The sequence below is a fragment of the Lawsonibacter sp. OA9 genome (genome assembly GCF_022440585.1).
The window spans coordinates 572,755-599,346 of sequence record NZ_JAKNTI010000022.1; the positions used below are offsets into that span (position 1 = coordinate 572,755).

The 26,592-nt window shown below is 59.0% G+C and carries 30 protein-coding genes; 24 read left to right on the forward strand and 6 right to left on the reverse strand.

Annotation, left to right across the window (positions count from 1 at the left end; all coding sequences use genetic code 11):
- Positions 1-17: 17 nt before the first annotated feature.
- On the reverse strand, positions 18-1,037 hold the full coding sequence (locus tag MCG44_RS03820) for a polysaccharide deacetylase family protein (protein WP_240286897.1): 1,020 nt from the start codon (positions 1,035-1,037) through the stop codon (positions 18-20).
- Between the two features lie 798 nt (positions 1,038-1,835).
- On the opposite strand from MCG44_RS03820, the gene MCG44_RS03825 reads away from it, so the two are divergent.
- The 8 genes from MCG44_RS03825 to MCG44_RS03860 all read left to right on the forward strand — a co-directional run bounded on the left by MCG44_RS03825 (position 1,836) and on the right by MCG44_RS03860 (position 8,859).
- Positions 1,836-2,564, forward strand: a complete 729-nt coding sequence (locus MCG44_RS03825) for an ABC transporter ATP-binding protein (protein WP_147570908.1) — start codon at positions 1,836-1,838, stop codon at positions 2,562-2,564.
- 13 nt (positions 2,565-2,577) lie between these two features.
- On the forward strand, positions 2,578-3,495 hold the full coding sequence (locus tag MCG44_RS03830) for a SufB/SufD family protein (protein WP_147570907.1): 918 nt from the start codon (positions 2,578-2,580) through the stop codon (positions 3,493-3,495).
- Between the two features lie 96 nt (positions 3,496-3,591).
- A complete protein-coding gene (locus tag MCG44_RS03835; RefSeq protein ID WP_240286899.1) occupies positions 3,592-4,098 on the forward strand; it encodes a hypothetical protein in 507 nt (168 codons plus the stop codon).
- On the forward strand, positions 4,095-5,786 hold the full coding sequence (locus MCG44_RS03840; protein ID WP_240286901.1) for an NAD(P)H-hydrate dehydratase: 1,692 nt from the start codon (positions 4,095-4,097) through the stop codon (positions 5,784-5,786). The genes MCG44_RS03835 and MCG44_RS03840 overlap by 4 nt, the downstream gene beginning before the upstream one ends.
- 32 nt (positions 5,787-5,818) lie before the next feature.
- Entirely contained in the window at positions 5,819-6,403 is a 585-nt protein-coding gene (locus tag MCG44_RS03845; protein WP_240286903.1) for a hypothetical protein, read from the forward strand.
- 69 nt (positions 6,404-6,472) lie between these two features.
- Positions 6,473-7,612, forward strand: coding sequence for an alanine racemase (alr, locus tag MCG44_RS03850; RefSeq protein ID WP_240286905.1), 1,140 nt, complete (start codon positions 6,473-6,475; stop codon positions 7,610-7,612).
- Positions 7,613-7,888: 276 nt separating this feature from the next.
- A complete protein-coding gene (locus tag MCG44_RS03855; RefSeq protein ID WP_317246521.1) occupies positions 7,889-8,254 on the forward strand; it encodes a type II toxin-antitoxin system PemK/MazF family toxin in 366 nt (121 codons plus the stop codon).
- A gap of 65 nt (positions 8,255-8,319) precedes the next feature.
- The gene (locus MCG44_RS03860) at positions 8,320-8,859 is read left to right on the forward strand and encodes a hypothetical protein (protein ID WP_147570901.1); all 540 of its coding nucleotides are present in this window, start codon (positions 8,320-8,322) and stop codon (positions 8,857-8,859) included.
- Positions 8,860-8,910: 51 nt separating this feature from the next.
- Here MCG44_RS03860 and MCG44_RS03865 read toward each other — a convergent pair whose 3' ends face one another.
- A complete protein-coding gene (locus tag MCG44_RS03865) occupies positions 8,911-10,272 on the reverse strand; it encodes an MATE family efflux transporter (RefSeq protein WP_240286907.1) in 1,362 nt (453 codons plus the stop codon).
- A gap of 236 nt (positions 10,273-10,508) precedes the next feature.
- Between MCG44_RS03865 and MCG44_RS03870 the strand changes: the two genes are divergently transcribed.
- The 3 genes from MCG44_RS03870 to MCG44_RS03880 are packed head-to-tail and all read left to right on the forward strand — an operon-like array spanning position 10,509 to position 12,005.
- Positions 10,509-10,814 carry an STAS domain-containing protein gene (locus tag MCG44_RS03870; RefSeq protein WP_147570899.1) on the forward strand — a complete coding sequence of 102 codons (306 nt, stop codon included), beginning with the start codon at positions 10,509-10,511 and terminating at the stop codon, positions 10,812-10,814.
- 40 nt (positions 10,815-10,854) lie between these two features.
- Positions 10,855-11,292, forward strand: a complete 438-nt coding sequence (gene spoIIAB, locus MCG44_RS03875) for an anti-sigma F factor (protein ID WP_147570898.1) — start codon at positions 10,855-10,857, stop codon at positions 11,290-11,292.
- Positions 11,289-12,005, forward strand: coding sequence for a sigma-70 family RNA polymerase sigma factor (locus tag MCG44_RS03880; protein ID WP_147570897.1), 717 nt, complete (start codon positions 11,289-11,291; stop codon positions 12,003-12,005). Before spoIIAB ends, MCG44_RS03880 begins: the two co-directional genes overlap by 4 nt.
- A 187-nt stretch (positions 12,006-12,192) precedes the next feature.
- Here the strand turns inward: MCG44_RS03880 and MCG44_RS03885 are convergent, their stop codons facing one another.
- From MCG44_RS03885 to MCG44_RS03895, 3 genes are all read right to left on the reverse strand, one after another.
- Entirely contained in the window at positions 12,193-12,750 is a 558-nt protein-coding gene (locus MCG44_RS03885) for a hypothetical protein (protein WP_147570896.1), read from the reverse strand.
- Positions 12,751-13,251: 501 nt separating this feature from the next.
- On the reverse strand, positions 13,252-13,959 hold the full coding sequence (locus tag MCG44_RS03890; RefSeq protein ID WP_147570895.1) for a response regulator transcription factor: 708 nt from the start codon (positions 13,957-13,959) through the stop codon (positions 13,252-13,254).
- On the reverse strand, positions 13,952-15,139 hold the full coding sequence (locus MCG44_RS03895; protein ID WP_240286909.1) for a DUF4118 domain-containing protein: 1,188 nt from the start codon (positions 15,137-15,139) through the stop codon (positions 13,952-13,954). The genes MCG44_RS03890 and MCG44_RS03895 overlap by 8 nt, the downstream gene beginning before the upstream one ends.
- Positions 15,140-15,367: 228 nt before the next feature.
- On the opposite strand from MCG44_RS03895, the gene pyrE reads away from it, so the two are divergent.
- From pyrE to uvrA, 11 genes are all read left to right on the forward strand, one after another.
- Positions 15,368-16,042: an orotate phosphoribosyltransferase gene (gene pyrE / locus MCG44_RS03900; RefSeq protein WP_147570893.1), complete on the forward strand. Its 675-nt coding sequence runs from the start codon at positions 15,368-15,370 to the stop codon at positions 16,040-16,042.
- Positions 16,043-16,228: 186 nt separating this feature from the next.
- A complete protein-coding gene (locus tag MCG44_RS03905) occupies positions 16,229-16,504 on the forward strand; it encodes a PF20097 family protein (RefSeq protein WP_186853310.1) in 276 nt (91 codons plus the stop codon).
- Between the two features lie 5 nt (positions 16,505-16,509).
- Positions 16,510-17,223 carry a JAB domain-containing protein gene (locus tag MCG44_RS03910; protein ID WP_147570891.1) on the forward strand — a complete coding sequence of 238 codons (714 nt, stop codon included), beginning with the start codon at positions 16,510-16,512 and terminating at the stop codon, positions 17,221-17,223.
- Between the two features lie 115 nt (positions 17,224-17,338).
- Positions 17,339-19,306, forward strand: a complete 1,968-nt coding sequence (uvrB, locus tag MCG44_RS03915) for an excinuclease ABC subunit UvrB (protein ID WP_240286911.1) — start codon at positions 17,339-17,341, stop codon at positions 19,304-19,306.
- A 20-nt stretch (positions 19,307-19,326) separates the two neighbouring features.
- On the forward strand, positions 19,327-19,737 hold the full coding sequence (locus tag MCG44_RS03920; protein WP_186853312.1) for a hypothetical protein: 411 nt from the start codon (positions 19,327-19,329) through the stop codon (positions 19,735-19,737).
- Between the two features lie 134 nt (positions 19,738-19,871).
- Positions 19,872-20,078, forward strand: a complete 207-nt coding sequence (locus MCG44_RS03925; RefSeq protein WP_240286912.1) for a hypothetical protein — start codon at positions 19,872-19,874, stop codon at positions 20,076-20,078.
- Positions 20,047-20,790: a TraX family protein gene (locus tag MCG44_RS03930; RefSeq protein WP_240286914.1), complete on the forward strand. Its 744-nt coding sequence runs from the start codon at positions 20,047-20,049 to the stop codon at positions 20,788-20,790. The genes MCG44_RS03925 and MCG44_RS03930 overlap by 32 nt, the downstream gene beginning before the upstream one ends.
- A gap of 18 nt (positions 20,791-20,808) precedes the next feature.
- The gene (ybaK, locus tag MCG44_RS03935) at positions 20,809-21,297 is read left to right on the forward strand and encodes a Cys-tRNA(Pro) deacylase (protein ID WP_240286917.1); all 489 of its coding nucleotides are present in this window, start codon (positions 20,809-20,811) and stop codon (positions 21,295-21,297) included.
- Between the two features lie 13 nt (positions 21,298-21,310).
- Complete coding sequence (locus MCG44_RS03940) at positions 21,311-21,631, forward strand: TfoX/Sxy family protein (RefSeq protein WP_186853314.1); 321 nt, start codon at positions 21,311-21,313, stop codon at positions 21,629-21,631.
- Positions 21,628-22,473, forward strand: coding sequence for a DUF3788 family protein (locus MCG44_RS03945; protein ID WP_240286919.1), 846 nt, complete (start codon positions 21,628-21,630; stop codon positions 22,471-22,473). Before MCG44_RS03940 ends, MCG44_RS03945 begins: the two co-directional genes overlap by 4 nt.
- Before the next feature lie 13 nt (positions 22,474-22,486).
- Positions 22,487-25,312 (forward strand): excinuclease ABC subunit UvrA, encoded by a 2,826-nt coding sequence (gene uvrA / locus MCG44_RS03950; RefSeq protein ID WP_186853315.1) that lies wholly within the window; start codon positions 22,487-22,489, stop codon positions 25,310-25,312.
- 177 nt (positions 25,313-25,489) lie between these two features.
- Here uvrA and MCG44_RS03955 read toward each other — a convergent pair whose 3' ends face one another.
- On the reverse strand, positions 25,490-25,738 hold the full coding sequence (locus MCG44_RS03955) for a hypothetical protein (RefSeq protein ID WP_147570885.1): 249 nt from the start codon (positions 25,736-25,738) through the stop codon (positions 25,490-25,492).
- Positions 25,739-25,817: 79 nt separating this feature from the next.
- Between MCG44_RS03955 and MCG44_RS03960 the strand changes: the two genes are divergently transcribed.
- Together MCG44_RS03960 and MCG44_RS03965 are read left to right on the forward strand one after the other, a co-directional pair.
- Complete coding sequence (locus MCG44_RS03960; RefSeq protein WP_147570884.1) at positions 25,818-26,042, forward strand: helix-turn-helix domain-containing protein; 225 nt, start codon at positions 25,818-25,820, stop codon at positions 26,040-26,042.
- A 5-nt stretch (positions 26,043-26,047) separates the two neighbouring features.
- Positions 26,048-26,587 (forward strand): GNAT family N-acetyltransferase, encoded by a 540-nt coding sequence (locus MCG44_RS03965; RefSeq protein WP_147570883.1) that lies wholly within the window; start codon positions 26,048-26,050, stop codon positions 26,585-26,587.
- Positions 26,588-26,592 lie beyond the last annotated feature (5 nt).

A 26,592-nucleotide genomic window follows, 5' to 3' on the forward strand; every position in this document is an offset into this window, starting at 1 on the left:
CCTTTGTTCGGGGACGATCAGGGAAGATATTGGCTGACCGGAGCCCGCATGGTGATATTATGCCGGGGCATCTGGTACAGCCCCTTACGGATATCGGCAGCACCGTGCCGGGTGGTGACGGATACGGAGAAATGTTCGGTGAGATAGGCGTCGGACCAGGAATCGGTCTGCCCGTGGGGATAGGCGAAGTAGTCTACCTCTATGCCTACGTTCTCCTCAATGAGGTCGATGCTGGCCTGCAGATCCGGGAAAATGCGCTGGGCGTATTCCTCTGGTGTTTCCTCCTTGATATGCAGGATGCCCCGGGGATCTGCCTCCTTGTGGGAGTCGTAGGTGTGGGAGCCGAACTCCACCAGCCCGGACTGGGCCATCTCTCGGCACATCTCCCAGGTGAGAAAGTCGGGCTTGGCGTCCACGGTCCGGCGGACGATCATAGCGATGGCGGCCTTGGCCTGAAATTCTTGAAGCAGGGGATAGGCAATTTGGTAGTTGCTGGCATAACCATCGTCAAAGGTGAGCATGACCGCCTTCTCCGGCAGGGGCTCTCCCGCTGCCAGCTCCCGGGGCAGGACCGTGGTATAGCCGTTGTCCGCCAGCCACTGCAGGTCCTCCCGAAAGCGGCTCTCCGTAAGCGTCCAGTCGTTAAGCTCCTCGTCGGTATCAGGCACAAAGTGGTGATACATCAGGATATACAGAGTGTGGTTATCCACGGGCGGCGCCGGCTCCTCCACCACAGGCGGCGGCGTTTCAGCGGGTTCCTCTTGAACAGGAGGTTCGTCTGGCATCGAAGGCTCCACAGGGACAGCAGGGCCTTCAGGCTCATCGGGAGAGGAACTGGGGAACTGATTGACGGAAAGGTCCGGCAGAGTATCGCCGGTGTCGGAGGGCGTGGACTGGTCAGTATCCTCCGTCTCTGGAATAGGGACAGAGGAACTGACATCAGAACCGGGCAGGGGACTGGGGCCAGCCTTTTGGCAGCCGGCTAGCAGAAGCACACAGGTCAAAGCAGCCAGGATTGGGATAAATCGACGCTTCATGGCACATCACCTCATGTTTCAAAAAACAAAAAGACCTTCCATCCCCAAAATTCAGGGACGAAAGGCCAGCCTTCCGCGGTACCACCCGCATTCGTACACACTTGTACGCGCTCAAAGCCCCGATAACGGTGGGCAGACCGTCCCCCTCTCAGGGGCCGCTCCCAGGCGAACCAAGGGGCCGTTTCCAGGCAGGCTCTCAGCCGGTGACCTACCCTCTCTGACGAACACAGTTCCCCTATTTTCCTGTTCTCCGCAATTTACACTAAAGGTACTTATATCACAAAAGCGCCGGGAATGCAAGTCATCCCGACGAAAAATATGAAAAAGCTGACCCGCAGAGAAAGAGGAGGCCTGAAAAGGGCAGGATGCAGGGCCCCTCGGGAGAACCAAAGAGGAGGGCCAGGCGGGGCGGGCCGCAAGGAGGAGCGGGACAAGATTGAGCCCAATCAAGCAGAGTATAAGCCCCTTCCAGTCCAGGCGCTCCGCGCCGTAGCGACACAGGAGGAGGGAGAGCGGTATCTCTCATGGCGGGACCTCCTTTTTAAAAGAGGTGTCATTCTGTATATACTTCCCTGTAAAGAGGGGGCTGATCCCTTGAGGGCCAGGATAATAAAGCATAAAATCTGAAAAATAAAATTCCTATTAAAAAAGTAGGAAATTAAGGATAGACAAATTCTCCCTCCCGTGATAGAATAAAGACGCCTCAAAGGACAGGCCCTGTTTGGCGGCCCAGTCCAGGGGGCATGATACTGTTTAGACAGACCGGCTCCAGAGCCGGAAACCATAGGAGGGGTTCCCATGCTGGAATTACAGCATATCAGCTATGACGTGGAACAGGACGGCGACAACAAGGGCATCCTGCGCGATATCGATTTGACCATCAGCGAGCGGTTCGTGGCCATCACCGGACCCAACGGAGGGGGGAAATCCACTCTGGCCAAGGTCATCGCCGGCATCCTGACGCCCACCCAGGGGCGCATCCTGCTGGACGGAGAGGATATCACCGGCCTGTCCATCACCGAGCGGGCCCGGAAGGGCATCAGCTTTGCCTTCCAGCAGCCGGTTCGCTTCAAGGGGCTGACGGTCAAGGATCTGATCACCCTGGCCAGCGGAAAGAGCATCGGCGTGCCGGAGGCCTGCAACTATCTTTCAGAGGTGGGCCTGTGCGCCAAGGACTATATCGACCGGGAAGTGGACGCCTCCCTGTCCGGTGGAGAGCTGAAGCGCATTGAGATCGCCATGATTATGGCCCGTTCCACCAAGCTGTCTGTCTTTGACGAGCCGGAGGCGGGCATTGACCTGTGGTCCTTCAGCAACCTCATCCAGGTGTTTGAGCACCTGCATGAGAAGATCAACGGTTCCATCCTCATCATCTCCCATCAGGAGAGGATTTTGAACATCGCTGACCGCATTATCGTCCTGGCGGACGGCCAGGTCCAGCGGGACGGGCCCAGGAAGGATATCCTGCCCTCGCTGCTGGGAGCGGCGCCTGAGGTTTGCAGCGCCCTGACGGACAAGGTGCGGTAAAGGAGGGATTTTTATGGACGCAATCCAAAAGAACCTGCTGGAGCAGGTAGCGGAGCTCCACGGCGTGCCTGAGGGGGCCTATAACATTCGGGCCAACGGGAAGGCGGCTGCCCGGAATACCACTGCCAGCATCGATATTGTTTCCAAGACGGACAAGGACGGCATCGACATCATTATCAAGCCCGGTACCAAAAACCAGTCGGTCCACATCCCGGTGGTCCTCAGTGAGAGCGGCCTGACCGAAACGGTGTATAACGACTTCTTCATCGGGGACGACTGCGACGTGACCATCGTGGCCGGCTGCGGCATCCACAACTGCGGGGTGCAGAACTCGGAGCACTCTGGTATTCATGCCTTCTATGTGGGGAAAAACGCCCGGGTGCGTTATGTGGAGCGCCACTACGGCGAGGGGGACGGACTGGGAGAGAATATCATGAATCCCACCACCATCGTGGAGATGCGGGAGGGCAGCTACATGGAGATGGAAACCACCCAGATCAAGGGAGTGGACTCCACCATCCGCACGACTAAGGCCAAGCTGGGGCCCAATTCCACCCTTATTATCAAGGAGAAGGTGATGACCCACGGCCGCCAACTGGCCAAGTCCGATTTCACAGTGGATCTGGACGGGGAGGGCTGCCACACCAATGTCATCTCCCGGTCTGTGGCCCGGGGCGAGTCCAAGCAGGTGTTCCTGGCCCGCATCAACGGGAACGCCGCCTGCTACGGCCACTCTGAGTGCGATGCCATTATCATGGATCAGGGCGTGGTGTCCGCCATCCCGGAGGTCACCGCCAACTGTCTGGACGCCCAGCTCATCCACGAGGCGGCTATCGGCAAGATCGCCGGAGAGCAGCTCACAAAGCTCATGACCCTTGGCCTGACGGAGAAAGAGGCCGAGGAACAGATCGTCAACGGATTTTTGAAATAAAGATTGAATTCGGGGAGGGCCGGAGGCCCTCCCCCTCTTTTTTTGTCCGGGGAAGTGTGGTAGAATGGGAAAAAATCTGTGACAGGGGAGAGAACTGTGAGGACCATCTACTTTGACATGGGGGAGCTGAATCGATTTGGCGCGCTGGGGCTCTTAAGCAGCGAGGCGAAGGTCCTTCCCGCCGGGACTGTGATCCACACCGAGCAGGCCAAGGTCCGGAAGGAGCTGCCTCAGTATCAGGAGATGGCGGAGCGGGCCGGGGTGTTCTTTTTCTTTGAGGACGAGGACATTCCCAACGCCCCGTTTTTTACAGTGCCCTATATGGAACTTGTCGCCCGGGACCGGGATGGCGGCTGGTATGGCCGGGCGGAATCCATCGGAGACGGGGTTTACTGCGTCACCCCGGACGGGGCGGTGTTCCTGGTGTCGGAAGGTATGGAGCGATTTTCCGGACGGCTGCTGGCGGGGGAGGAGGTCCGGGAGCTGTGGGAGCCGGCCCTGGAGCTGACGGTATACCCATCGAAGACGGCGGCGGCCCAGGTGGTGGAATTAGTCCCAGTGGAGGAGCTGCTGCCAAAGGGATGGAAGGAGCGGGAAAAATGAGTATGCTTGCCACCACAGAGCAGATGAGGGAATTGGACCGGAGGACCATTGAGGAGCGGGGGATCCCCTCTCTGGAGCTGATGGAGAACGCCGCCCGGGAGGCGGCCCAGGCGGTGGTCGATCTGGTGGGGCCTGTGAAGGGGCCAAGACGGCCGGATGGCGTGATTGGGTCGGCTGTTTCGGTAGCATTTGTTATGATGGAGGACAGCCGGGAGCCCACGCCGGAGGAGCAGCGGGAGATGGAGGCTGTCCGGGCCATCGTGGAGAGCAAAAATACCGACCCCACCCAGAGGATCGCTGTTTTCTGCGGTCCTGGCAACAACGGTGGGGACGGCATCGCCGCCGCCCGCATCCTGCTGGAGGAGGGCTATCGTGTCCGCGCCTTTTTGGTGGGCGGCCGGGAGAAGATGACGCCGGACGCAAAGGCGATGGAGGCCCGTCTGGTTGAGGCCGGCGGCGTGTTGGAGCCTCTGGACCTGGAGGACAGGAGGCTGGCGGCCTGGCTGGGGACCTGCGACTGCTATGTGGACGCCCTGTTCGGGGTGGGGCTGAAGCGGCCGCTGGAGGGGGATTTTTTGGCGGCGGTCCAGTGGATGAACGGCCGGCGGGCTCCCGTAGTGTCATGCGATCTGCCCTCCGGGGTGGATGGGGACACTGGGGAGATACTGGGCCAGGCTGTCCAGGCCGAAACCACAGTTACCTTCACCTGCGCCAAGCCGGGGCTCTATTTGGGCGCTGGTGCGGGCTGTGCCGGAGAGGTGCGGGTGGCCCATATCGGCATCCCCCAGGATCTGGTTCACCAGATGATATGGCGGGGCCCGGAGCCAATAGAGCTCCATCCGGACTATATGCACTGGAATCTCCCCCGCCGGCCGGCAGACGGCCACAAGGGGGACTTTGGAAAGGTGTTTATTTTGGGGGGCAGCGAGGGCTATACCGGAGCTCCTGTGCTGGCCGCCTGTGGGGCGCTGCGCACCGGAGCCGGACTGGTCTATGTGGGAGTGCCCCGAGAGATCTATCCCATTGTGGCTGTCAAGTGCCAGGAGGCCATGGCCTTTCCTCTGCCGGAGGAGTATGATAAACTATTGGAGAAGGCCCGGTCCTGTGATGTGGCTGTGATCGGTCCTGGCCTGGGCCGGCATCCGCAGATGGAGCGGCTGGTGCGCTCCCTGCTATGTGACCTGGAGATACCAGTGGTGCTGGACGCCGATGGCATAAATGCCCTGTCCGGGCATATAGATAGTTTGGACAGACGGCGGGCGGCCACGGTCCTGACCCCTCACGCCGGGGAATTTGCCCGGTTGACGGGGTGTGCCCTCCCCATCCAGGACAGGGTGGCGGCAGCCCGGACCTTTGCCAAGGACCACCGCTGCACGTTGGTCCTCAAGGGGCGGGGCACTGTCACTGCCGCTCCAGACGGCCGCACCTGGCTCAACGGCACCGGGAATCCCGGCATGGCAAAGGGAGGCTCCGGCGATGTGCTGGCCGGGATGATCGCCGCCCTGCTGGGACAAAAGCACCTTCAGGGACCCCATGCCACGGTGTCGGAAACAACTGCTCTGGCTGTGTGGCTTCATGGGAAGGCCGGGGACAAGTGTGCTCAACGGTTTGGGGAGTACGCTATGCTGCCCTCTGACCTGATCGGGATGCTCCCCGAGGTGCTGAAGGAGAATGAGGAGCGAAAATAAAAGCCTATTCATGACGCTTTGGAGGGAAAACTGTGCGCAAACTTCTGTTTTGCGTACCAATGATGATCCTGCTGCTATCCGCCTGTACCGGCGGAGCGGAAGGGAACGAGGCGGAGGAGCTGGCCTTACAGATCCGGGGGGAGTATCTGGCCATGAGCTCCTGCGCGGGGCAGGCGGCCATTACCGCCGACTACGGGCAGCGGGTGTACCAGTATGAGCTGGCGGTGGCGGTGGACGGCGAGGAGACCACTCTGACCCTGTCCGCTCCGGACACGGTGGCCGGCATCACGGCCCGCGTTACAGGGCAGGATGGACAGCTGGAATATGACGGTCTTTCAGTGGAAACGGGCCCGCTGGACCCGGAGGGGTTGAGTCCTGTGTCCGCCGTCCCCGCCCTGCTGGAAGGGGCCCGGTCAGGCTACATCGTGTCCTGCGCGCTGGAGGAGGACGGCGCCCTGCTCCGTATGGACTGTGGGGACCCGGAGGGAACTCCGGGCACCGGAAGCGAGGTATCCCTGTGGTTCGACACCTCTACCCATGCCCTGTCCAGAGGCGAGATATCGGTGGACGGATTCCGGGCCATTTTATGTGAGTTTACAGATTTTGCTATGTCCTAGGGGAACAGGCCCTTGGGAGAGGAAAATGGGGCGGCAGGCCCTATTTGGATACAAAAGAAGGTATGACCGATGACAGACAGACGGAAGGCCCGCACCTGGGCGGAGATAGATTTGGGGGCCATGGCACACAATTACCGGGCCCTAAAGGCCTTGACCCCGGCGGGCTGCGGATTTTTGGGGCTGGTCAAGGCGGACGCCTATGGCCATGGGGCGGTTCCAGTGGCCAAAAAGCTCCAGGAGCTGGGAGCGGATATGCTGGCGGTGGCCTGTGCAGCCGAGGGGGAGGAGCTGCGGCGGGGCGGTATTGTCCTGCCCATCCTCTGCCTGGGCCAGACGGACCCGGCGCTGGCCCAGGACCTGCTGGACTGGAACATCACCCAGACTGTGGAGGATCTGGAGTCCGCCCAGGCCCTGTCCCGAGTGGCGCTGGCCGCCGGAAAGAGGCTGCGCGTCCACCTGAAGGTGGACACTGGTATGGGACGGCTGGGGTTTCTCTGGGGGGATGGAGAGAACGGTTCCGCCCTGGAGAAGATGACCGCCCTGTGCGCCCTGCCTGGGCTGGAGGTGGAGGGGATGTTCACCCACTTCGCCGCTGCGGATGAGGACGAGACCTACACCGCAGCCCAACTCAGGCGGTTTCTGGAGGCGAAGAAGGCTCTGGAGGACCGGGGGCTTCATTTCGCAATTTACCATTGCGGCGCCAGCGCCGCTGTGTTACACTATGGGCAGAGCCACATGGATATGATCCGTCCCGGCATCGCCCTATACGGCTTCCCGCCTGCGCCGGGGATAGAGGCCCCCGGCCTGATCCCGGTCATGACTCTGAAAAGCCGGGTGGCCGCCGTCCGGCCAATGCCTGCCGGAAGCCCCATCAGCTATGGCTGTACCGCCGTGCTGGAGCGGGATTCCAGGGTAGCTGTCCTGCCGGTCGGTTATGGGGACGGCCTGCCAAGATCCCTGTCCAACAAGCTGCAGGTCCAGATCGGGGACAGGCTGTGCCCCGTCCTTGGACGCATCTGTATGGATATGTGCATGGTGGACGTGACGGACCTGCCCGACGTGGCGCCGGGGGATGTGGCCCGGATCTATGGCCCTGGGCTGACCCAGCGCGCTGCGGATCAGGCTGAGACCATTGTCTATGAATTATTGTGCCAGCTCTCCCGGCGGGTCCCCCGTATCTATTTGGATGGTGGAAGGGAGATCCGTTGAGTTTGGCCCCCAAAATCCACCGGACAGGCTGGCCCGCTGCCTGTCCGGCCCCGTGACCGCCCGGCTCAGACCCACATAGGATGAGTTGGAGCGGCGGAGAGGGGAGGACCTCTCCAGGGTACAAAGGCGCGGCGGGCTTGGTCAAAGCAAAAAATGCTATTTTTTGGCGGAGAGTATAAACCCCGCCGCTCCGTGGGAGAATCATAGTACAGCGTTACATAGGACCCGGTGGGCGCCTGTAACGCGTACTATCTTTCCAGCGGAGTGTGAATGTACGTGGATAACAGCGTGAAGCGAGGCGACATCTTTTACGCCGATCTCAGCCCGGTGGTGGGCAGTGAGCAGGGGGGCGTGCGGCCTGTTCTGATCGTCCAAAACGATACGGGCAACCGTCATAGCCCGACTGTCATCGCCGCGGCCATCACCTCCCAGACAGGGAAGGCCAGACTGCCCACCCATATCTCGGTGGCACCTCTGAGCTGCGGGCTGCCCAAGGAGTCGGTTATCCTTCTGGAGCAGGTGCGGACCCTGGATAAGCGTCGCCTGCGGGAAAAGATGGGCCGACTGGACGAGGGAGTCATGAAGCAGGTGGATACCGCTATCGCGGTCAGCTTCGGGCTGCACCCAGAGACCATGGTGTAAAAGTAAGCGGCTCCGCCTATGGGCGGAGCCTACATAAGACAGCGACAGAGATAGGAGTACTTATCATGAAAAAAAGCAGGAGATGGACCCTGGCGGCGGGAACCGCCATCTTGGCCGCCCTCTGCCTGGGGGCTGGAGTGGTGCTGGCCGCCAACGGGGACCAAAATGACCCTCTGGTTACCATGAGCTATCTGGATGAAACGGTTATTCCTGAGGTGGTGGCCAAGGTGGAGGAGAACACTAAGGTCCGGCAGCAGGAGCTATCCACCCAGCTGGCTGCCCAGATAGCCAAATATCAGCAGGAGATAGAGGCGGCAGGCGGTTCTGCCGGTTCTGGCAGCGCCTCCTATACCCTGGTCACGATGACCAGTGGTCAGACCATGGCTCTGGAGGTAGGCTGCGAGGTCCTTCTCCGGGTGGGATCGGCCACGGTCCAGTCCAATACCAGCCCCGCCCTCATTGATATCTCCACCGGCGGGACCGTGAACAGCGGCGCCTCCCTCACGAAAAACCACCTCTATATGTCCACCATCCCAGACCGTACCCTGAAGGCAGCTGCCAGTGATGTGAAGCTGTTGGTCCGAGGCGGCTGGTCCGTTTCCTGAAATTGTTGAATAAGTGAGAAAGCCGCGGCCCACGGGCCACGGCTTTCTCACTTATTGAGGTGACTGAGACTTTTTGGGCCAGATGCCCTTGACTGCCAGGACAAAGACAGAGGCGTGGAAGATGTTGATTGCGACCCATCCCACTCCGGTGGCCAGAGCCACCGCATCCAGCCCCATGGCCCCTACCAGCAGATAGGTTCCGGCTACCCGCATGGCGATCTGAATGGTGGTGCCCCAGAAGGTAATGTTCATCCGTCCAACGCCCCGGTACCAGCCGACCCAGGCGTGACCGGTGAAGGACAGGAAATAGAACCAGCTGATGTACTTCAAATAAGAAATACATAGCTCCATCCCTTCCGCCTTGCCGCCCAGGAATAGGGCAGACAGGGGATAGGCGCCCAGATTTATTGTCAGGGAGAAGAAAAGACCCATGGTCAAAAGGGTAAAAATCCCCCATCTAAATCCCTGATAGGTGCGGCGTTCCTGGCAGGCACCCCGGTTCTGGGCCACAAAGATTGCGATGGACTCACATCCACTTATGCCGAAGGCCTGAATGAAGTTCTCCACACGGGTGGCGGCGGTGAAGGCGGAGATGGGAGCGGTACTTACCAGGCTGATGCCGTTGACTGCGCTCTGGATGATGAGCTTGCCCAGGTAGAGACTGGACTGTTGGAGGGCCGCCACAGCGGCATAGCTGCTGGTCAGCCGGACCAACTGGCGGTCCATTCTCATATCTTCCCGATGAATCGTAAGAAAGGCACGCCGTTTGCGAATGTAGAGGAAGCATAGCAGGGTGGACAGTAGCTGGGCGGAAGCGGTGGCCAGAGCGGTCCCCTGAATGCCCATGTCAAGCACCGCCACCAGCAGCCAGGCGCAGACTAGGTTGTATCCAAGGGAGGCGAGAAGAAAGTACAGGGCGGCCTGGGTGTCTCCCACAGCCCGGAGGGTGGCGGCCAGATAGTTATAGGTGAAGGTGAATACCATGCCAATTAGAATAATGCGCAGATAGGAGGACACATCTCCCATCAGCTCCGCTGGAGTCTGGATGACGCCCAGTAACTGGGGCAGGAAAATCTGGCCCAGCAGGACGGCGCCCAGGGTACATCCGCCGATGAGGACGGCGGACACATAGAGCTGCTGCCGCAGACGGGGGAAGTTTTCCTCGCCGTAAAACTGAGCGATTAGGACGGAAGCGCCCATACAGGCCCCAGTGATGACGTAGATAAACAGGTTCATTACGCTCTCGGCTACCCCTAGGGCGGCAAAGGCACTGTCCCCGATGTAGTAGGTCACCACCAGAGAATTGATGATGTTGTACAGCTGCTGGAGCACGTTGGCGGCCAATAGAGGCAGACAGAGCCGGACCAGCTGGGGCATAATAGGGCCAGAGGTAAGATGTATTTCTCGTGACACCCGAAAGCGCCTCCTGTTGTCAATCGTTCTTCGCATACTACTATACGGCAAAATACAAAATTTGTAAAATAAAAAATTTTACCCCAAAAGATAGGGAAGGAATGACAACGGAAAAGGAGGGAAATACTGTCAACAGACAGAAAGAGGCAGGATATGACAGAGGGCCTGTCCTATAATCAAACCATCTGGGACATAGGGGCGGCCGTCTGCCTTCCCCTGGAAAGGAGCCACAAGAAATGCCTGTGAACTGCACTGAAGAGGAGCGCCGGCTGACCGCGGCGGTGACGGGAGAGCTGGATCACCATGGGGCCAAAGCGGTGATGGAGGAGCTGGACCGGAGGATCGACGCCGCACTGCCCAGGGAACTGACTCTGGACCTGGGAGGGTTGACCTTTACCGACAGCTCCGGCATCGCCGTGCTGCTGCGGGCACACCGCCGGATGGGCCAGGTGAGAGGAGCCATGCGGGTGATCAACACGCCGGGGCAGGCGGAAAAGGTGTTCCGGGCCGCCGGCCTCCAGCGTATCATCCGATTTGAATAGAGGGGGCGGCCCGCCCTGCACGAAGGAGGACCTACATAATATGAAAATTGAAAATCATGTGAATCTGGAATTTCCCAGCCGCTCCGCCAACGAGGGCTTCGCGCGGGCGGCGGCGGCCTGCTTCGCCGCCCAGCTTGACCCCACGCTGGAGGAGGTCAACGACGTGAAGACCGCGGTCAGCGAGGCGGTGACCAACGCCATCGTCCACGCCTATCCAGACACCATTGGCAAAATCGCCATGAAGCTGCGTCTGCGGGAGGATCACAGCTTGGAAATCGTCATCCGGGACTGGGGAGTGGGGATCGCTGATGTGGACCAGGCCAGGACACCACTGTTTACCACAGGGAACGAGGAGCGGTCCGGAATGGGCTTCACCATTATGGAGAGCTTTATGGACACGCTGAAGGTCCGCTCTGCCCCCGGTAAGGGGACCACTGTGACCATGCGGCGGAAGATCGCCCGCCGGGCTGGGCGGTGAGCGGCACTCTCTCCGACCTGGATCTGCTGGAAGCGGCCCGAAATGGGGACAGCCGGGCCTGTGAACAGGTGCTGGAGGAGAACAACGGTCTGATCTGGAGCGTAGTTCGGCGGTATTACGGCCGAGGTGTGGAGCCGGACGACCTGTATCAGTTGGGGTGCCTGGGCTTTCTGAAGGCGGTCCGCGGCTTTGACCAGTCCTATGGCACTCAGTTTTCTACCTACGCGGTCCCCAAGATTGCCGGAGAGATCCGGAGATTCCTCCGGGATGACGGGCCGGTGAAGGTGAGTCGGGGGCTGAAGGAGCGGGGGATGTCAGTCCGGAATGCCAGGAGTAAGCTTTCCACCCAACTGGGCCGGGAGCCAACCCTGTCTGAATTGGCCCAGGACACCGGGTTGTCTCCGGAGGAGATTGCCTCGGCGGAGACCGCGGCGGAACCTGTTATCTCCCTTCAGGCGGAAACCGGAGATGGGGGATTGACCCTGGAGGGCCTGCTTACTGCCGGAGGCGAAGAGGAAGGGCTGGTGGAGCGGCTCACACTCCGCACCGCCCTTTCCACCCTGCCGGAGCGGGAACAGCAGGTGCTGCTGCTGCGGTACTACCGAGGAATGACCCAGGTTCAGACGGCGCGGGTGTTGGGCGTGTCTCAGGTCCAGGTATCCCGGTTGGAGCGTCGGGCGCTGGACCGCCTACGTCAGGAATTGGTCCCATAAAAAGGAAAAATGACCCAGGCCCAAAGGCCTGGGTCATTTTTTGAAAAAGAGAGGACAGTCCCAGGGAGAGGAGGGACTGTCCAAAAGGGTTTGGCCGGATAGGGGATGAAAAGGAGAGAAGAAGATCATCCCAAGGCCAAATAAGGGAAGAATTGTCCGGCAAAGTGGGAGAGGGGAGCGCCGGACATCAAGCTAGATAACGAAGCAGCTGGCCGGGCTGATCGATGTGATAGAACATCAGACCGGCCATATCTTCTCTGCTGTCCACATTTCGCATGCCAATCACGGCGTGGTCACGGCTTTTCTTGGCGGGCTTGCCGACCAGCTCACCGAAGCGAAGGCTGCCGAAGCCATCTTCGTGGGATTGAACGGCGGTCTTGATCCCTTTGACCAGGGGGAGGTACATCACCTCACCCTTGACCAAGGCGATGATGCGGAAATTGGTGATGGCATAGAGCGTGTTCTTTTCCAGGCACTTTTTATCCATGAAGGGCCGAGCGGAGAGGGCCACAGGTAGAAACAGGGCTACGATGGCCATAATAAGGACATCGGTGAAGGAGCGGGTGCCAGTAATAGAGCTGAAGACCATCAGGACAATGACTGCTGCCAGAACCAGGGCGGAAACGATCCAGGTGAGCAGAATCGAATTTTTGCTGTCGTGATCGAACAGGGAGAAGGGCTTGGGGCGGCCAGACCAGCGGACTTCTTCTCCTTCCCAGAGGATGTTTTTCAAACGGGTGTCCATGATGTACATTGCCTCCTTGTGTTGTTTGTATCCTGATTATAGCAGAGAAGAAATTAAATGGGTGTTAACGAAAAGGAGGTCCAGATTAAAAAGTTGACAAGGAGGCATTTACGCCTCTCCGGCAATAAAAAAACCCCGGTCCCATACTGTGAAACCGGGGGCCCAATGTTAGGTGGACAGCCGGCTTTGGCGGAAGCGGCTGTCCGTGTGTGCTGGCTGACAGACCGCTTTCGGGAGAGAGAAAGGGGCGTCAGCCGGAGAGAGAAAGGGTCCGGGAAAAGTGAGGAAACCCGGATGATGCGGGCAGAGAAGTATTCACTGTCTGCCTTCGCGTGGGAATAGCTCCTACCTGTATTATAGCATCGGGGGAGTGAAATGGGTGTAAATGAAAGAAAGGAAGATGTAAAGAAACCGTTAATCACCGTCGGGGGACAAAAACAGCTCCGGAGGGAGAGACCCGCTCCGGGGCTGCTCTAAGGTCTGCCTGCTCTGCTGGTGGGGTCAATCCTCCAGCATACGGTAGCCAATGCCAAGCTCGGTGTGGATATATTTGGGCTTGGAGGGATCCTCCTTTAGCTTTCGGCGGATATTGGCCATGTTGACCCGCAGAATCTGATTGTTATTGTTGCCGCCGTAGGGCCCCCAGACGTGCTCCAAAATAAAATCGTAGGTGAGCACCTTCCCGGCGTGGATGCACAGCAGCTCCAAAATCTTGAATTCATTTTGGGTGAAGTGGATCTGCTCTCCTGCTAACAGCACCTGGTGCTTCGTGATATCCACCACAAGGTCCTGGACCTGATACACGTCCCTCTGGGCGCCCTGGGACATCTTCAAACGATCCGCCCGGCGGAGCGTGGTGCGGATACGGGCCAGCAGCTCGGACACGCCGAAGGGCTTTACCACATAATCATCCGCCCCCATGTCCAGAGCGCGAACCTTCTCCGACTCGCGGTCACGGGCGGAGATGATGATGACAGGGACCTCTCGGGGCAGGTCGCTGAGCTGTTCCAGCACCTCCAGCCCGTCCATATCGGGCAGTCCCAGGTCCAGCAGGACCAGGTCGGGGCTGTGGGAGAAGAACAGGGAAAGCCCCTCCTTGCCGCTGGAGGCGGGGATGGCCTTATAGTCATTGGCGGCCAGCGCGCGGCAGATAAAGTTGCTGATGGCGTGCTCGTCCTCGATGACCAGGATCAGTCGTTTTTCATTCATGGTCAGACTCCTTCATGGGGAGGCCGAAGCGGATCACCGCTCCGCCCTCCGGGGCGTTGCCCGCGGCAAAAAAGCCGTTGTGGGCCTTGATGATGCTTTGACAGACAGACAGACCAATGCCCATCCCGCGGGTGGAATCCCCGTTCAGATCTCGGGACAGAGGCCGGCCAGACTGGACGGCCTGACACACCTCCGGGGGCAGTCCTTTGCCGTGGTCCCGGACCTCCACCACTGCCCACTCGTCCTGACGGAACAGATTGAGCAGGATACCGGACTGGCTGCCGGAGTGGCGGACCGCGTTCTCCAGCAGGTTGACCATCACCTGCTTGATGAGCATGGGCTCCATAGGTAGGTATAAGATATCCTCGGACAGCTCCAGATCCACATGACAGTTGGGGAACCGGCGCCGGGTGGTCAGAATGGCGTCCCCCGCCACCTCCTCCAACATCTCCTCCCGCTTTTTCAGGGGTATGGTGCCGTCTTGAATTCGGGTGACGGACAGCAGATTTTCCACCATGACGATCAGAGCATCAGCGTCTGCCTTGATATCGTTGGCAAGGGAGGCGTTTTTTTCTGACCGGAGGATGTCCTCGCTGGACAGAAGGACAGAGGCGGCGCCGGAGATGGCGGTCAGAGGGGTGCGCAGATCATGGGACACGGCGCGTAGGATGTTGCCCCGTATTGTTTCCCTGGCGGACTGTAACTGGATGGCCGCTTTTTCCGCGTTGAGCTTTTCATTCATCTCATAGAGGGTCTTGGTGTTCTTTTCCCGGCGGACAGCCTCAATGGCCTGCTGCTTGACCCGGGAAGTAAGGGCGCACACGATACAGGAGATAGCCACCATGGACAGCATAGCCACCGGGTAACCCGTATGACTCAAGGAAAAGGCGGAATAGGGGACCATAAAAAAGTAGTTGATGCAGAAGGTCCCTACGATGGAGGCGGTGATCCCATAGGCATAGCCGGAGGTAAAAAAGGAGATGCACACCACTGCCAGCACGAATACCAGGGCGGAATTGTTCTCTCCACCAGTGTGGGAGATCAGAATGCCGCTGATCCAGTAGGCGGCGTACAGCAGAAGAGCAGTGGTTAGGATATCCCGGGGGACCGAAGGTATTCGGTGGACCAACTGGTCCATATAGCCAAAGAGGGCTTTGCATCGCTGCGTCAGGGCGGACATATCTATTCTCTCTCCTTCCGGGACCCTGCCGCCACAGAGGAGCGGAGGCATTGGGCAAAAATATTATATCAAACCTGGCCCGAACCGTAAAGTACAGACACTGTAAAAAAGCCGAAGAAAAATCCGGATGAAAAAAGACGGCGATTTCTTGTATCTGGGGAGGAAAAATGATATAATAATACGATTTCCGGCCTGTGCCGGGCAAACTGGAGAAAAGAGGTCGAAACGATGACATACAAAGAGGAATTTATCACATTTATGGTGCGCTCCGGCGTGCTTACCTTTGGGGATTTTACCACGAAGTCCGGACGGAAGACCCCTTATTTCGTCAACACCGGGAACTACAAGACCGGGGCCCAGGCGGCCAAGCTGGGAGACTACTACGCCGCCTGCATTCAGGAGCATATGCCGGAGGGAATCACCTGCCTGTTCGGCCCCGCCTACAAGGGGATCCCTCTGGCGGTGTCCGCCGCGGCCTCTCTGTACCGGAACTATGACCGGGACCTGCCTTACTGCTTCAACCGCAAGGAGGCCAAGGACCACGGCGAGGGTGGTTCCATGGTGGGCTACAAGCCACAGGACGGAGATGATGTGGCCATTATTGAGGACGTGGTCACCGCTGGCACCGCCGTCCGGGAGTCTATCGAGCTGTTTAAGCATGTGGCCAAGGTCAACATGAAGGCCCTGTTCGTGTCGGTGGACCGGATGGAGCGGGGCACCCGGGACTGCTCCACCCTGGATGAGCTGCGCCAGGACTATGGTATCCAGGTTTACCCCATCGTTACCGTCCGGGAGGTCATCGCCTTCCTCCATAATAACCCTGTGGATGGCAAAGTCTATATTGACGACGAGATGAAGGCTAAAATGGAAGCCTACTTGGCGGAGTACGGGGCCAAAGCATAAACCTATAACCCCCCGTCCCCTTGGAGAGCATGGGGGGCATCAGGGGGTAACTGGTCCCCCCTGAAAATGCGGTGTGCGAAGCGCATATGTTTTTCCCGCAGGAGAAAAACCCGCATTTTGAATGGAGGCGTACCTGGCAGAGTACGGAGCCAAGGGCTGAGAGAGCCTTTGATTGGAGGTGCTGGAATGAACTGTCCATACTGTGGCGGATCAATGCTGGAAGGGACGTTCCACGACCGGGGAGACAGCTATATTCTACCGGCCGGGGAGGTGCCTCCCAAGCTCTGGACCAAGGCTGTCCTGAAGAAAAAGCACGCCATTTTGCTGCCTCCGGAGTCCTTTGGCGCTGTGTGGGCACAGCGGCCAAGTGCGTTCTGGTGCGGGATATGTAAAAAAATGCTGGTAGACTATGGGGAGCTGATGTCCCAGGTTGAGGGGCAAGGTACTGAGGGAAAGGAATAGGTCCCATGGCAGAACAAGGAAAGCACCGCCATGCCGGCCACCGGCAGCGGATGAAAACAGAATTTCTGACCCGTGGGTTGGAGGGCTGGCCGGACCACAGGGTGCTGGAGCTGCTGTTGTTTTACGCCATTCCCCAGGGGGATGTGAACGCCATCGCCCACGACCTGATCGACCGCTTTGGCTCTCTGGCCGGGGTGTTGGACGCCTCGGTGGACGAGCTGACAAAGGTGCTGGGGGTGGGGGAGCACACCGCGCTTCTGCTGCGGCTTATCCCCGCTCTGGGCAGGCGCTACCAGATGGACAGGAGCGACCTGGGAAAGATTATCAACAGCATCCACCAGGCTGAGGAGCTCCTGGGTCCCTATTTTTTTGGGGCGAGAAACGAGATGGTCTATGGCCTCTTCCTGGACAGCAAGCGAAAGGCCCTGGGTGTCCGACTGGTGTCAGAGGGCAGCATCTCTGCCTGTGACATCAATATCCGGCGTATTTTGGAGGAGGCGGTGGGTCTGCGTGCCTCCAGGCTGTATCTGGCCCATAACCACATCAGCAATCTGGCCCTTCCCTCCGACGCCGACTGGCAGGCCACTGATGTCATCCGCAGCGCCCTGCTGCCCGCTGGGGTGACGCTGGAGGACCATCTGATCTTCGTGGACGGGGACGTGGTGTCCCTGATGGAGACAGAGCGCCGGCAGGGCCGTCCCATGTATCAGCTGTTATAAGTACCCGCTCCTCCCCCTGCAAAAACGGTGGGAGGAGCGAAAAACTCTTGTGTTGGAACAAATGTTCTGATATAATGAGGAGTAATCTGTATAGACTACTGGCGAGGTGAAGGGAATGCCCAAATTTGAAGTGGTTTCAGAATATACCCCCAGCGGCGACCAGCCGGAGGCCATTCAGGCTCTGGCCCAGGGGATCGAGATGGGGCTGGACGAGCAGACCCTGCTGGGAGTGACCGGCTCGGGCAAGACCTTCACCATGGCCAAGATCATCGAGAAGGTCCAGCGTCCCACCTTGGTACTGGCCCATAACAAGACTCTGGCCGCCCAACTGTGCGCCGAGTTCCGGGAGTTTTTTCCCAACAACGCGGTGGAATACTTCGTATCCTACTACGACTACTACCAGCCGGAGGCCTATATCCCCCATACGGATACGTTTATTGAAAAGGACTCCGCCATCAATGAGGAAATCGACCGTCTCCGCCTGTCCGCCACCGCCTCCCTGCTGGAGCGGCGGGACGTGATCGTGGTATCCTCGGTGTCCTGCATCTACGGCCTGGGCGAGCCGGAGGATTTTGAGAAGATGATGGTTTCCCTCCGGGTGGGTGCCCAGATGGAGCGGGACGAGATGCTGAAAAAGCTGGTGGCCATCCGCTACGAGCGCAACGACATCGCCTTTGAACGCAATATGTTCCGTGTCCGGGGGGACACGGTGGAGATCTGGCCAGCCTACTGGAAGGACACGGCCATCCGGGTGGAGTTTTTCGGGGACGAGATCGACCGCATCAGCGAGATCAATGTGGTCACCGGCACCTCCATCCGTCGGCTGACCAATATCCCTATCTGGCCTGCCACCCACTATGTCACTCCCAAGGAGAAGATGGACGCCGCTATCCAGGAGATCTACAAGGAGTTGGAGGAGCGGGTGGCTTTCTTCGAATCGGAGAACAAGCTCATTGAGGCCCAGCGCGTCAAGCAGCGCACCATGTACGACGTGGAGATGATGCAGGAGCTGGGCTACTGCTCAGGCATTGAGAATTACTCACGGGTGATTGAAGGCCGCCCCGTCGGCTCGCCTCCCCATACCCTGCTGGACTATTTCCCAAAAGACTTCGTTCTGTTTATCGACGAGAGCCATGTCACCCTGCCCCAGGTGCGGGCCATGTACAATGGGGACCGGGCCCGCAAGACCACCCTGGTGGACTACGGCTTCCGCCTGCCCTGCGCCTTTGACAACCGGCCGCTGAAATTTCCGGAGTTTGAGCAGCGGGTCAACCAGGTGGTCTATGTGTCCGCTACCCCTGGGGAGTACGAGCGCACCCGCTCCGGACAGATTGTGGAGCAGGTCATCCGGCCCACCGGTCTGCTGGATCCCCGCATTGAGGTCCGTCCCGTAGAGGGGCAGATCGACGACTTGATCGGCGAGATAAACCAGCGTACCGCCAGGAACGAGCGGGTGCTGGTCACCACCCTGACCAAAAGGATGGCAGAGGATCTGACCGCCTATCTCCAGGGGGCGGGGATCAAGGTGCGCTATATGCACCACGACATCGATGCCATGGAGCGCATGGAAATTATCCGGGATCTGCGCCTGGGTGCCTTCCATGTGCTGGTGGGGATCAACCTGCTGCGGGAGGGGCTGGATCTGCCTGAGGTGTCCTTAGTGGCCATTCTGGACGCGGACAAGGAGGGATTTCTCCGAAGCGAGACTTCCCTCATCCAGACCATCGGCCGGGCGGCCCGAAACGCCGAGGGCATGGTCATCATGTACGCCGACACCATCACACCCTCCATGCGCCGGGCCATGGACGAGACGGAGCGGAGGCGGGAGAAGCAGGACGCCTTCAACAAGGCCCACGGCATCGTACCCAAGACAGTCATCAAATCGGTGCGGGCTCTGCTGGATATCTCTGCCGAAGGGGAGGATACCCCGGAGAAGAAGGGCGAGGTCCAGGGCCTCACTAAACAGCAGAAGGCAGAGCGGATCGCCCGTCTGGAAAAAGAGATGCGCGAGGCTGCCAAGATGCTGGAGTTCGAGCTGGCGGCCGCCCTGCGGGACCAGATCATTGAACTGCGGGGGAAATAACTGTGAGCGCAAAATTTTCTATGGGTAGAAACTGTGTGGAGATATTCGATTTTTGGTGTAATGACCGGGAAAGTAACGATCCCTACGGCACCGAGTTCAAGGTTCGTGTGTGCTCCAATGGCGAGGACAATTACGGAGAGAGCGAGGAAGAATATGTCGGCACCGGCTCTTGGATGTGCGGGATCGAAGAGGTCAGGAACTTTGTGGGTCAACTGGATGAGATGAATCATCTCCAGGGGAAACACGCTGAGATCAAAGATGTTTCCTACGGAGGCAGGCTGTGCTTCGATCTGGACCGCATGGGCCATGTTCAGGTCAGCGGTACGCTGTTTGGTGTGTATGGGATCCAAAGCCTCAAATTTGAATTCACAGGGGATCAGACCGCCCTGGGACCCTTTTTGGACGGCCTGCGTGAATGTTTGAGGGGATGAGCCAATGGTCATGCCCAGGCGCAAACAAAACCGCCTGACCGATTGCGACTATGGCCGACCGGGGTATTATTTCATCACGATTTGCACCTGCGGAAAGAGGCATACACTTGGGACTGCCGTAGGGGCCGATGCTGGTGCGTTATTTAAAACGCTCTGTCACCGTAGCGTGGGATGAACCAGTGTGGCAGGATGATTATTACGACCACATCATCCGCAACGACCGGGACTATCGACGCATCTGGCAATACATCGACACCAATCCCGCCAAATGGCGGGAGGACCGCTACTACTGTGATATGGAGAGAGAAAATGACCGTGCTCAACCGGCTGAAATGCCTTAATTCCCTGCATTTGAAACTATTGGCGATGGCGCTGATGCTGTGTGACCATATGTGGGCCACAGTGATTCCCGGGGCCGCGTGGATGACCAGTATAGGCCGGCTGGCTTTTCCCATCTTTGCCTTCCAAATCGCGGAGGGCTTTGCCCGCACCCATCATTTCAAAGGATATCTTGGGCGGATCTTTCTGTTTGCCTTGATCTCCGAGATCCCCTTTAATCTGATGTACGGGGGGAATGTGATCTATCCCTTCCATCAGAACGTGCTGTTCACCTTCTGTCTGGCCCTGCTGATGCTGCGTCTGACCCGGGCTGGGGTGGAAAAAGGCGGTCTCTGGCGCTATCTGACCCTTGGAGTGGCCTGCTGGCTGGGCTATGTTCTGGGCCAGCTGTCTATGGTGGACTACGGCGGTCTGGGGGTGCTGACGGTGCTGCTGTTCTGGGTGTGCCGGGAGCTGCCCTTTGGCTGGCTGGCGGAGCTGGCTGGGCTGTGGATCATCAACGGCGTGCTGATGGGCGGGATGCAGTTTCCAATCTCTCTGGGAGGACTGGAGTTCTCCTTCCCGCAGCAGGGGCTGGCCGTGCTGGCCTTGCTCCCTATTTGGATGTATAACGGGCGGCGAGGGCCCGGCGGGCGGGGATTCCAATATTTCTGCTATGCCTTTTATCCCGTCCATATTTTGATCCTGGCTGTGCTGTGGATCTACATACTGTAAGAGAAATGAGGCGATCCCGTGGCAAAGCAGAAGGATGAAAAAACCAATGTGATGCGGATCTTGGACCAAAAAGAGATCCCCTATACCCCCCACACCTATCCCCACGAAGAGGGGGAGGCGGTGGACGGGGTGACGGTGGCCGGGATCATGGGCCAGGACCCGGAGTGTGTGTTCAAAACGCTGGTGGCCCGGGGGGCGTCCGGTGCCTTGTATGTCTTTGACATCCCGGTGGCCGACAGCCTGGACCTGAAAAAAGCGGCCAAGGCGGTAGGGGAAAAGTCCGTCGCCATGCTCCACCAGAAGGAGCTGCTCCCCCTGACTGGCTATGTCCACGGGGGCTGCTCGCCCATCGGCATGAAGAAGCAGTACCCCACGGTGTTCCATGAGACAGCGGAGATTCTGGACACCATTATCGTGTCCGCCGGTAAAATCGGCTGTCAGGTGGAGCTTTCCCCCACAGACCTGATTGGGCTGGTTGGGGCGGAGACCGCCGATCTGACTGTTTGAAAAGGAGAAGACTATGTCTACCAGCCCTGAATTTGTTGCCTATCTCTGCGAACAGCTGGAGGGAACGGGGGAAGTCCGCTCCCGCAAGATGTTCGGAGAGTATATGGTGTATCTCAACGACAGGCCTGTGCTGCTGGTGTGCGACGACACCCCCTTTGTCAAGATGCTCCCCTGTGTGGAAGGGCTGCTGGGAGACCGCCCCTCCGCCGCCCCCTATGAGGGGGCCAAGCCCCACTATGTCCTGGACCCGGACGACGGGGAAACCCTGCGCCGGGCGGCGGAGCTGGTGTCCCCAAACAGTCAACCGCCCAGGAAACGGAGGAAGCAGACATGAGAGAGCAAGCAGACAGGGAAAAATTCCAATACCTCCCCACCGCTGAAAACGGGTTTCTCCTGCTGGGAAAATCGGAGGAGGGGGGCTGGACGGTGCTGGAGGAGTCCGGGCCGAGCCCGGCTCCTGAGCCGGAGCCAGAGGAGCCGGCGGGAATTTATCCCTGCCCCTGCTGCGGATTTCTCACCTTCCCCGTGCCCAAAGAGGAGGCCCTGGCCTATATCTGTCCGGTGTGCTTCTGGGAGAACGACCTGTTTGATCCCGGCGAGGACGACCCCAGCGATGAGAACCGCGGCATGACCCTGCGCCAGGGCCGGGAAAACTACCGGAAATGGGGGGCGGTGCGGGAGGACCTGGTCCGCTTCGCCCGGGAGCCCCGACCGGAGGAGATGAGACTGGATCCTTCGACTCCCTGGGACGCGGCATTTCCCCGGAACATTCAGCCCAACATGGATGAAATCGCCCGCTGGGTAGGCAGTCCACTGTTTTTCCGGCTCCAGAGCTGGATGGAGAACACTTACGGGGTGAAGCCCGCCATCGAGTTCAGCGGGTGTTCCATGGATCGTGGCTGGAACGTGAAGTATAAAAAGGGATCCAGGGCCCTGTGCGCCTGCTACATCCGGGCGGGCTGGTTTACCGCCCTGGTGACGGTGGGGGCAAAGCAGATGGAGGAACTGAACGCCCTGCTGCCCACCTTTTCCCCGGCCTTTCAAACCGTGTTTGAGAATACCCCGCTGTTCAACGGCGGCAAGTGGCTGGTGCTGGATGTGAAGCGGGAGGAGCAGTTGGAGGATGTCCGACGGCTGGTCCTGCTGAAGGCCGGACCGCCCAAAGGGAAACAATAAGGAGAACCAGATCATGCATACTCATATTACCGTCAAAGGCGCACGGGTGAACAACCTGAAGAATATCGACGTGTCCATCCCAAGGGACAAGCTGGTGGTGCTCACCGGCCTGTCCGGGTCGGGTAAATCCTCCCTGGCTTTTGACACCATCTACGCCGAAGGGCAGCGCCGCTATGTAGAGTCCCTATCCTCCTATGCCCGGATGTTTCTGGGCCAGATGGAGAAGCCGGATGTGGACTACATCGACGGCCTGTCCCCGGCTATTTCCATCGACCAAAAGACCACAAGCAAGAATCCCCGCTCCACCGTGGGGACGGTGACCGAGATCTACGACTACCTCCGGCTGCTGTGGGCCAGGGTGGGCACGCCTCACTGCCCCATCTGCGGCAAGGAGATTCGTCAGCAGACCATAGACCAGATTATCGACCAGGTGCTGGCCCTGCCGGAGGCCACCCGTATCCAGGTCATGGCTCCTGTGATCCGGGGAAAGAAGGGGGAGCACGCCAAAGTTTTTGAGGACGCCCGAAAGTCGGGCTATGTCCGCTGCCGGGCGGATGGCATCACCTATGACCTGTCCGAGGAGATCAAGCTGGAGAAAAACAAGAAGCACGATATTGAAATCGTGGTGGACCGGCTGGTCATTCGGGAGGATATCACACGCCGGCTTACCGACAGCGTGGAGATCGCCTCCAACCTGGCGGGGGGCCTGGTGGTCATCAACGTGGTGGGGGAAGACCGGGATATCCTGTTCTCCCAGAACTACGCCTGTGAGGACTGCGGCATATCCATTGAGGAGCTCACCCCCCGGATGTTCTCCTTCAACAATCCCTTTGGGGCCTGTCCCACCTGTATGGGCCTGGGCTCCCAAATGAAGATCGACCCGGACCTCATCATGCCAAACAAGAATCTATCCATCGTCGAGGGGGGGATCACCGCCTCTGGCTGGAACAACATCAAGTCGGACGGAATCTCCCGGATGTACTTTGACGCATTGGCCAAGAAATATAAGTTCAAGCTGAACACCCCCATCAAGGACCTGCCGAAGGAGGTGCTGGACGTTATCCTCTACGGCACGGGCGGGGAAAAGCTGACCCTCCACTATGACCAGCCCAGGGGCCAGGGCACCCTGTACCAGCCCTTTGAGGGCATCGTCACCAATCTGGAGCGCCGCTATCGGGAGACCCAGTCCGACGGTATGAAGCGGGAGCTGGAGGAGTGTATGTCCCAGTGCCCCTGCCCCACCTGCCAGGGGCGCAGGCTGAAAAAGGAGTCCCTGGCCGTCACTGTGGGAGGGCTGGATATCGACAGCTACTGCCACAAGAGCGTCAGCGACGCCCTGAACTTCATGGAGCGGCTGGAGCTGAATCCCACCCAGACCATGATCGCCGCCCAGATCATCAAGGAAATCAAAAGCCGGCTGGGCTTTCTACGCTCCGTGGGCTTGCAGTACCTGACCCTCAGCCGGGAGGCGGGGACCCTGTCCGGCGGCGAGAGCCAGCGGATCCGGCTGGCTACCCAGATCGGTTCCTCTCTCATGGGGGTGCTGTATATCCTGGACGAGCCCTCTATCGGTCTGCACCAGCGGGACAACGACAAGCTGCTTGCCACCCTGAAGGAGCTGCGGGACCTGGGCAACACCCTGCTGGTGGTGGAGCACGACGAGGACACCATGCGGGAGGCAGACTATATCATCGACGTGGGTCCCGGCGCAGGAGTTCATGGCGGCCAGATCGTGGCCGCCGGCACCCCGGAGGAGGTCATGAACACCCCAGGCTCTATCACCGGGGACTACCTGTCCGGCCGCAAAAAAATCCCCGTTCCCATCCAGCGCCGGAGAGGGAACGGGAAGTATTTGAAGATATTTGGGGCCAGGGAGAACAACCTGCGGGGCGTGGATGTGGAGTTTCCCCTGGGTACCTTTACCTGTGTTACCGGGGTATCCGGATCGGGCAAATCCTCCCTGGTCAACGAGATCCTGTTTAAGAAGCTGGGAGCTGATTTGAACCGGACCAAGACCAGAGCTGGGAAGCACGACCGCATCGAGGGGGAGGAGTTTTTGGACAAGGTCATCAACATCGACCAGTCCCCCATTGGCCGCACGCCCCGCTCCAACCCAGCCACCTATACCGGCCTGTTCAACGATATCCGGGACCTGTTTGCCTCCACCCCCGACGCCAAAAGCCGGGGCTATGGCCCTGGACGATTCTCTTTTAACACCAGGGGCGGCCGGTGCGAGGCCTGTACCGGCGACGGGCTCATCAAGATCGAGATGCACTTTTTGCCCGATATCTATGTCCCCTGCGAGGTGTGCAAGGGCAGGCGGTACAACCGGGAGACGCTGGAGGTGCGCTACAAGGGCAAGAACATCTACGAGGTGCTGGAGATGACGGTGGACGAGGCCCTGCCCTTCTTTGAAAATCTGCCCCGCATCTATAACCGCCTGAAAACCCTGGAGGAAGTGGGGCTGGGCTATGTGAAGCTGGGCCAGCCCTCCACCGAGCTGTCCGGCGGCGAGGCCCAGCGGGTCAAGCTGGCTACTGAGTTGTCCAAGCGATCCACAGGCAAGACCATCTATATCCTGGACGAGCCTACAACGGGCCTCCACTCCGCCGACGTCCACAAGCTGATCGAGGTCCTCCAGCGGCTGGTGGAGGGGGGCAATACAGTGGTGGTCATCGAGCACAACCTGGATGTCATTAAGACAGCCGACCACATCATCGACCTGGGCCCCGAAGGGGGCGACGGCGGCGGGACCATTGTGTGTACCGGCACGCCGGAGGAGGTGGCGGCCTGTCCGGCCAGCTATACCGGGCAGTATCTGAAAAAGCTGCTGAGATAACGCCGCCGCCAGAGCCCCCAAAATTCGGAGCCGAAGGCGGAGAATTTCCGGAGGCGGAATTTACTTCCGCCGAGGATTTTAATGATAAGGGCCCCCATCCCGGCCCGCCGGGATGGGGGCGGGCGACGGCGGGGGGACCATCGTCCGCGCTGGCACGCCGGAGAAGGCGGCGGCCTGCTAGTGGGCCCCTCCGGCCGTCGGGGGGATGGTCTCAAGGTCCCCGGCCAGGGCCATCCCCGTTTTGAGACCGAGGCGAAAGCCCTGCACGGCAAAAAAAGCGGTCACCGCTTCCAGAGATTCCCGTTGGAGGGGGCCCAGTTCGTTTTCCAACAGATCAAACCACATGGTTTCCCCATCATCCTTGGGTTGGCTTTCAATGTAGGACCTGATATAATGGGCGTACATCCATTTCATGAGATCTGACATATAAACACCTGCTAACAACTTTTAAAGTTGCCTTTATTATACACAACATTTAATGTTACGTCAAGGGGTTACGAGAGAAATGAAGATTATTTTGCCCGGTATTGCGGAGCGGCTGCAGCCATTACGTCAGGAACAAAATAAAACCCAGCAAGAGATGGCCAACATGCTGGAGTGTACAGTACAACACTATCAACGAATCGAGTATGGCAAAGTGAACCTCCCATCCACGACTTTAATCTTTCTGGCCGACTATTTTGGCGTCACCACCGACTATCTATTGGGACGTACAGAGGAAAGGAAATAAGACAAATGACTTTTGAACGGATTACCTCCCCAGACCATCCGGCCTTTGACCGTGCCTTTGCCCTGTATACAATCAGTTTTCCTCTCCACGAACAGCGTACACGAGAGAAGCAGGAGCGAGTGTTGTCCCATCCGGAATATCACTTCGATGTTATCTGGGAGGGAGAAACCTTTGTGGGGATTCTTCTGCACTGGGAGGAGGAGGGCTTTTCCTATGTGGAGCACTTTGCTACCGATCCAGCCCTCCGGGGCCAGGGGCTGGGAGCCAGGGCTCTGGAGCTGTTAAACAGCAGGGGCAAAAGCGTGGTGCTGGAGATCGATCCGCCGGTGGACGAGCTCTCCATCCGCCGAAAGGGCTTTTATCAGCGGGCTGGCTTCTGGGAGAATCCCTTTCTCCATGTCCATCCGCCCTACCGCCCCCAATTCAAAGGTCATCCCCTGACGGTGATGACCTATCCCACCCCCTGGGACAGGGGGACATATGAGACGTTTTGGGTCTGCCTGCGGGACACCGTGATGGCGGACTGTAAAACGGACGAACAATGAGGTGT

Excerpts from the sequence above, each read along its gene's own strand:
- MCG44_RS03830 (WP_147570907.1), top strand. The coding sequence starts at position 2,578 with ATGGACGCAATCCAAAAGAACCTGCTGGAGCAGGTAGCGGAGCTCCAC.
- MCG44_RS03930 (WP_240286914.1), top strand. The coding sequence starts at position 20,047 with ATGACCGTGCTCAACCGGCTGAAATGCCTTAATTCCCTGCATTTGAAA.
- MCG44_RS03965 (WP_147570883.1), top strand. The coding sequence starts at position 26,048 with ATGACTTTTGAACGGATTACCTCCCCAGACCATCCGGCCTTTGACCGT.
- MCG44_RS03945 (WP_240286919.1), top strand. The coding sequence starts at position 21,628 with ATGAGAGAGCAAGCAGACAGGGAAAAATTCCAATACCTCCCCACCGCT.
- spoIIAB (WP_147570898.1), top strand. The coding sequence starts at position 10,855 with ATGAAAATTGAAAATCATGTGAATCTGGAATTTCCCAGCCGCTCCGCC.
- MCG44_RS03870 (WP_147570899.1), top strand. The coding sequence starts at position 10,509 with ATGCCTGTGAACTGCACTGAAGAGGAGCGCCGGCTGACCGCGGCGGTG.
- MCG44_RS03820 (WP_240286897.1), bottom strand. The coding sequence starts at position 1,037 with ATGAAGCGTCGATTTATCCCAATCCTGGCTGCTTTGACCTGTGTGCTT.
- MCG44_RS03895 (WP_240286909.1), bottom strand. The coding sequence starts at position 15,139 with ATGTCCGCCCTGACGCAGCGATGCAAAGCCCTCTTTGGCTATATGGAC.
- pyrE (WP_147570893.1), top strand. The coding sequence starts at position 15,368 with ATGACATACAAAGAGGAATTTATCACATTTATGGTGCGCTCCGGCGTG.
- MCG44_RS03860 (WP_147570901.1), top strand. The coding sequence starts at position 8,320 with ATGAAAAAAAGCAGGAGATGGACCCTGGCGGCGGGAACCGCCATCTTG.
- MCG44_RS03890 (WP_147570895.1), bottom strand. The coding sequence starts at position 13,959 with ATGAATGAAAAACGACTGATCCTGGTCATCGAGGACGAGCACGCCATC.
- MCG44_RS03825 (WP_147570908.1), top strand. The coding sequence starts at position 1,836 with ATGCTGGAATTACAGCATATCAGCTATGACGTGGAACAGGACGGCGAC.
- uvrA (WP_186853315.1), top strand. The coding sequence starts at position 22,487 with ATGCATACTCATATTACCGTCAAAGGCGCACGGGTGAACAACCTGAAG.
- MCG44_RS03955 (WP_147570885.1), bottom strand. The coding sequence starts at position 25,738 with ATGTCAGATCTCATGAAATGGATGTACGCCCATTATATCAGGTCCTAC.
- MCG44_RS03885 (WP_147570896.1), bottom strand. The coding sequence starts at position 12,750 with ATGGACACCCGTTTGAAAAACATCCTCTGGGAAGGAGAAGAAGTCCGC.
- MCG44_RS03920 (WP_186853312.1), top strand. The coding sequence starts at position 19,327 with ATGGGTAGAAACTGTGTGGAGATATTCGATTTTTGGTGTAATGACCGG.
- MCG44_RS03960 (WP_147570884.1), top strand. The coding sequence starts at position 25,818 with ATGAAGATTATTTTGCCCGGTATTGCGGAGCGGCTGCAGCCATTACGT.
- MCG44_RS03910 (WP_147570891.1), top strand. The coding sequence starts at position 16,510 with ATGGCAGAACAAGGAAAGCACCGCCATGCCGGCCACCGGCAGCGGATG.
- MCG44_RS03840 (WP_240286901.1), top strand. The coding sequence starts at position 4,095 with ATGAGTATGCTTGCCACCACAGAGCAGATGAGGGAATTGGACCGGAGG.
- MCG44_RS03940 (WP_186853314.1), top strand. The coding sequence starts at position 21,311 with ATGTCTACCAGCCCTGAATTTGTTGCCTATCTCTGCGAACAGCTGGAG.
- alr (WP_240286905.1), top strand. The coding sequence starts at position 6,473 with ATGACAGACAGACGGAAGGCCCGCACCTGGGCGGAGATAGATTTGGGG.
- MCG44_RS03905 (WP_186853310.1), top strand. The coding sequence starts at position 16,229 with ATGAACTGTCCATACTGTGGCGGATCAATGCTGGAAGGGACGTTCCAC.
- uvrB (WP_240286911.1), top strand. The coding sequence starts at position 17,339 with ATGCCCAAATTTGAAGTGGTTTCAGAATATACCCCCAGCGGCGACCAG.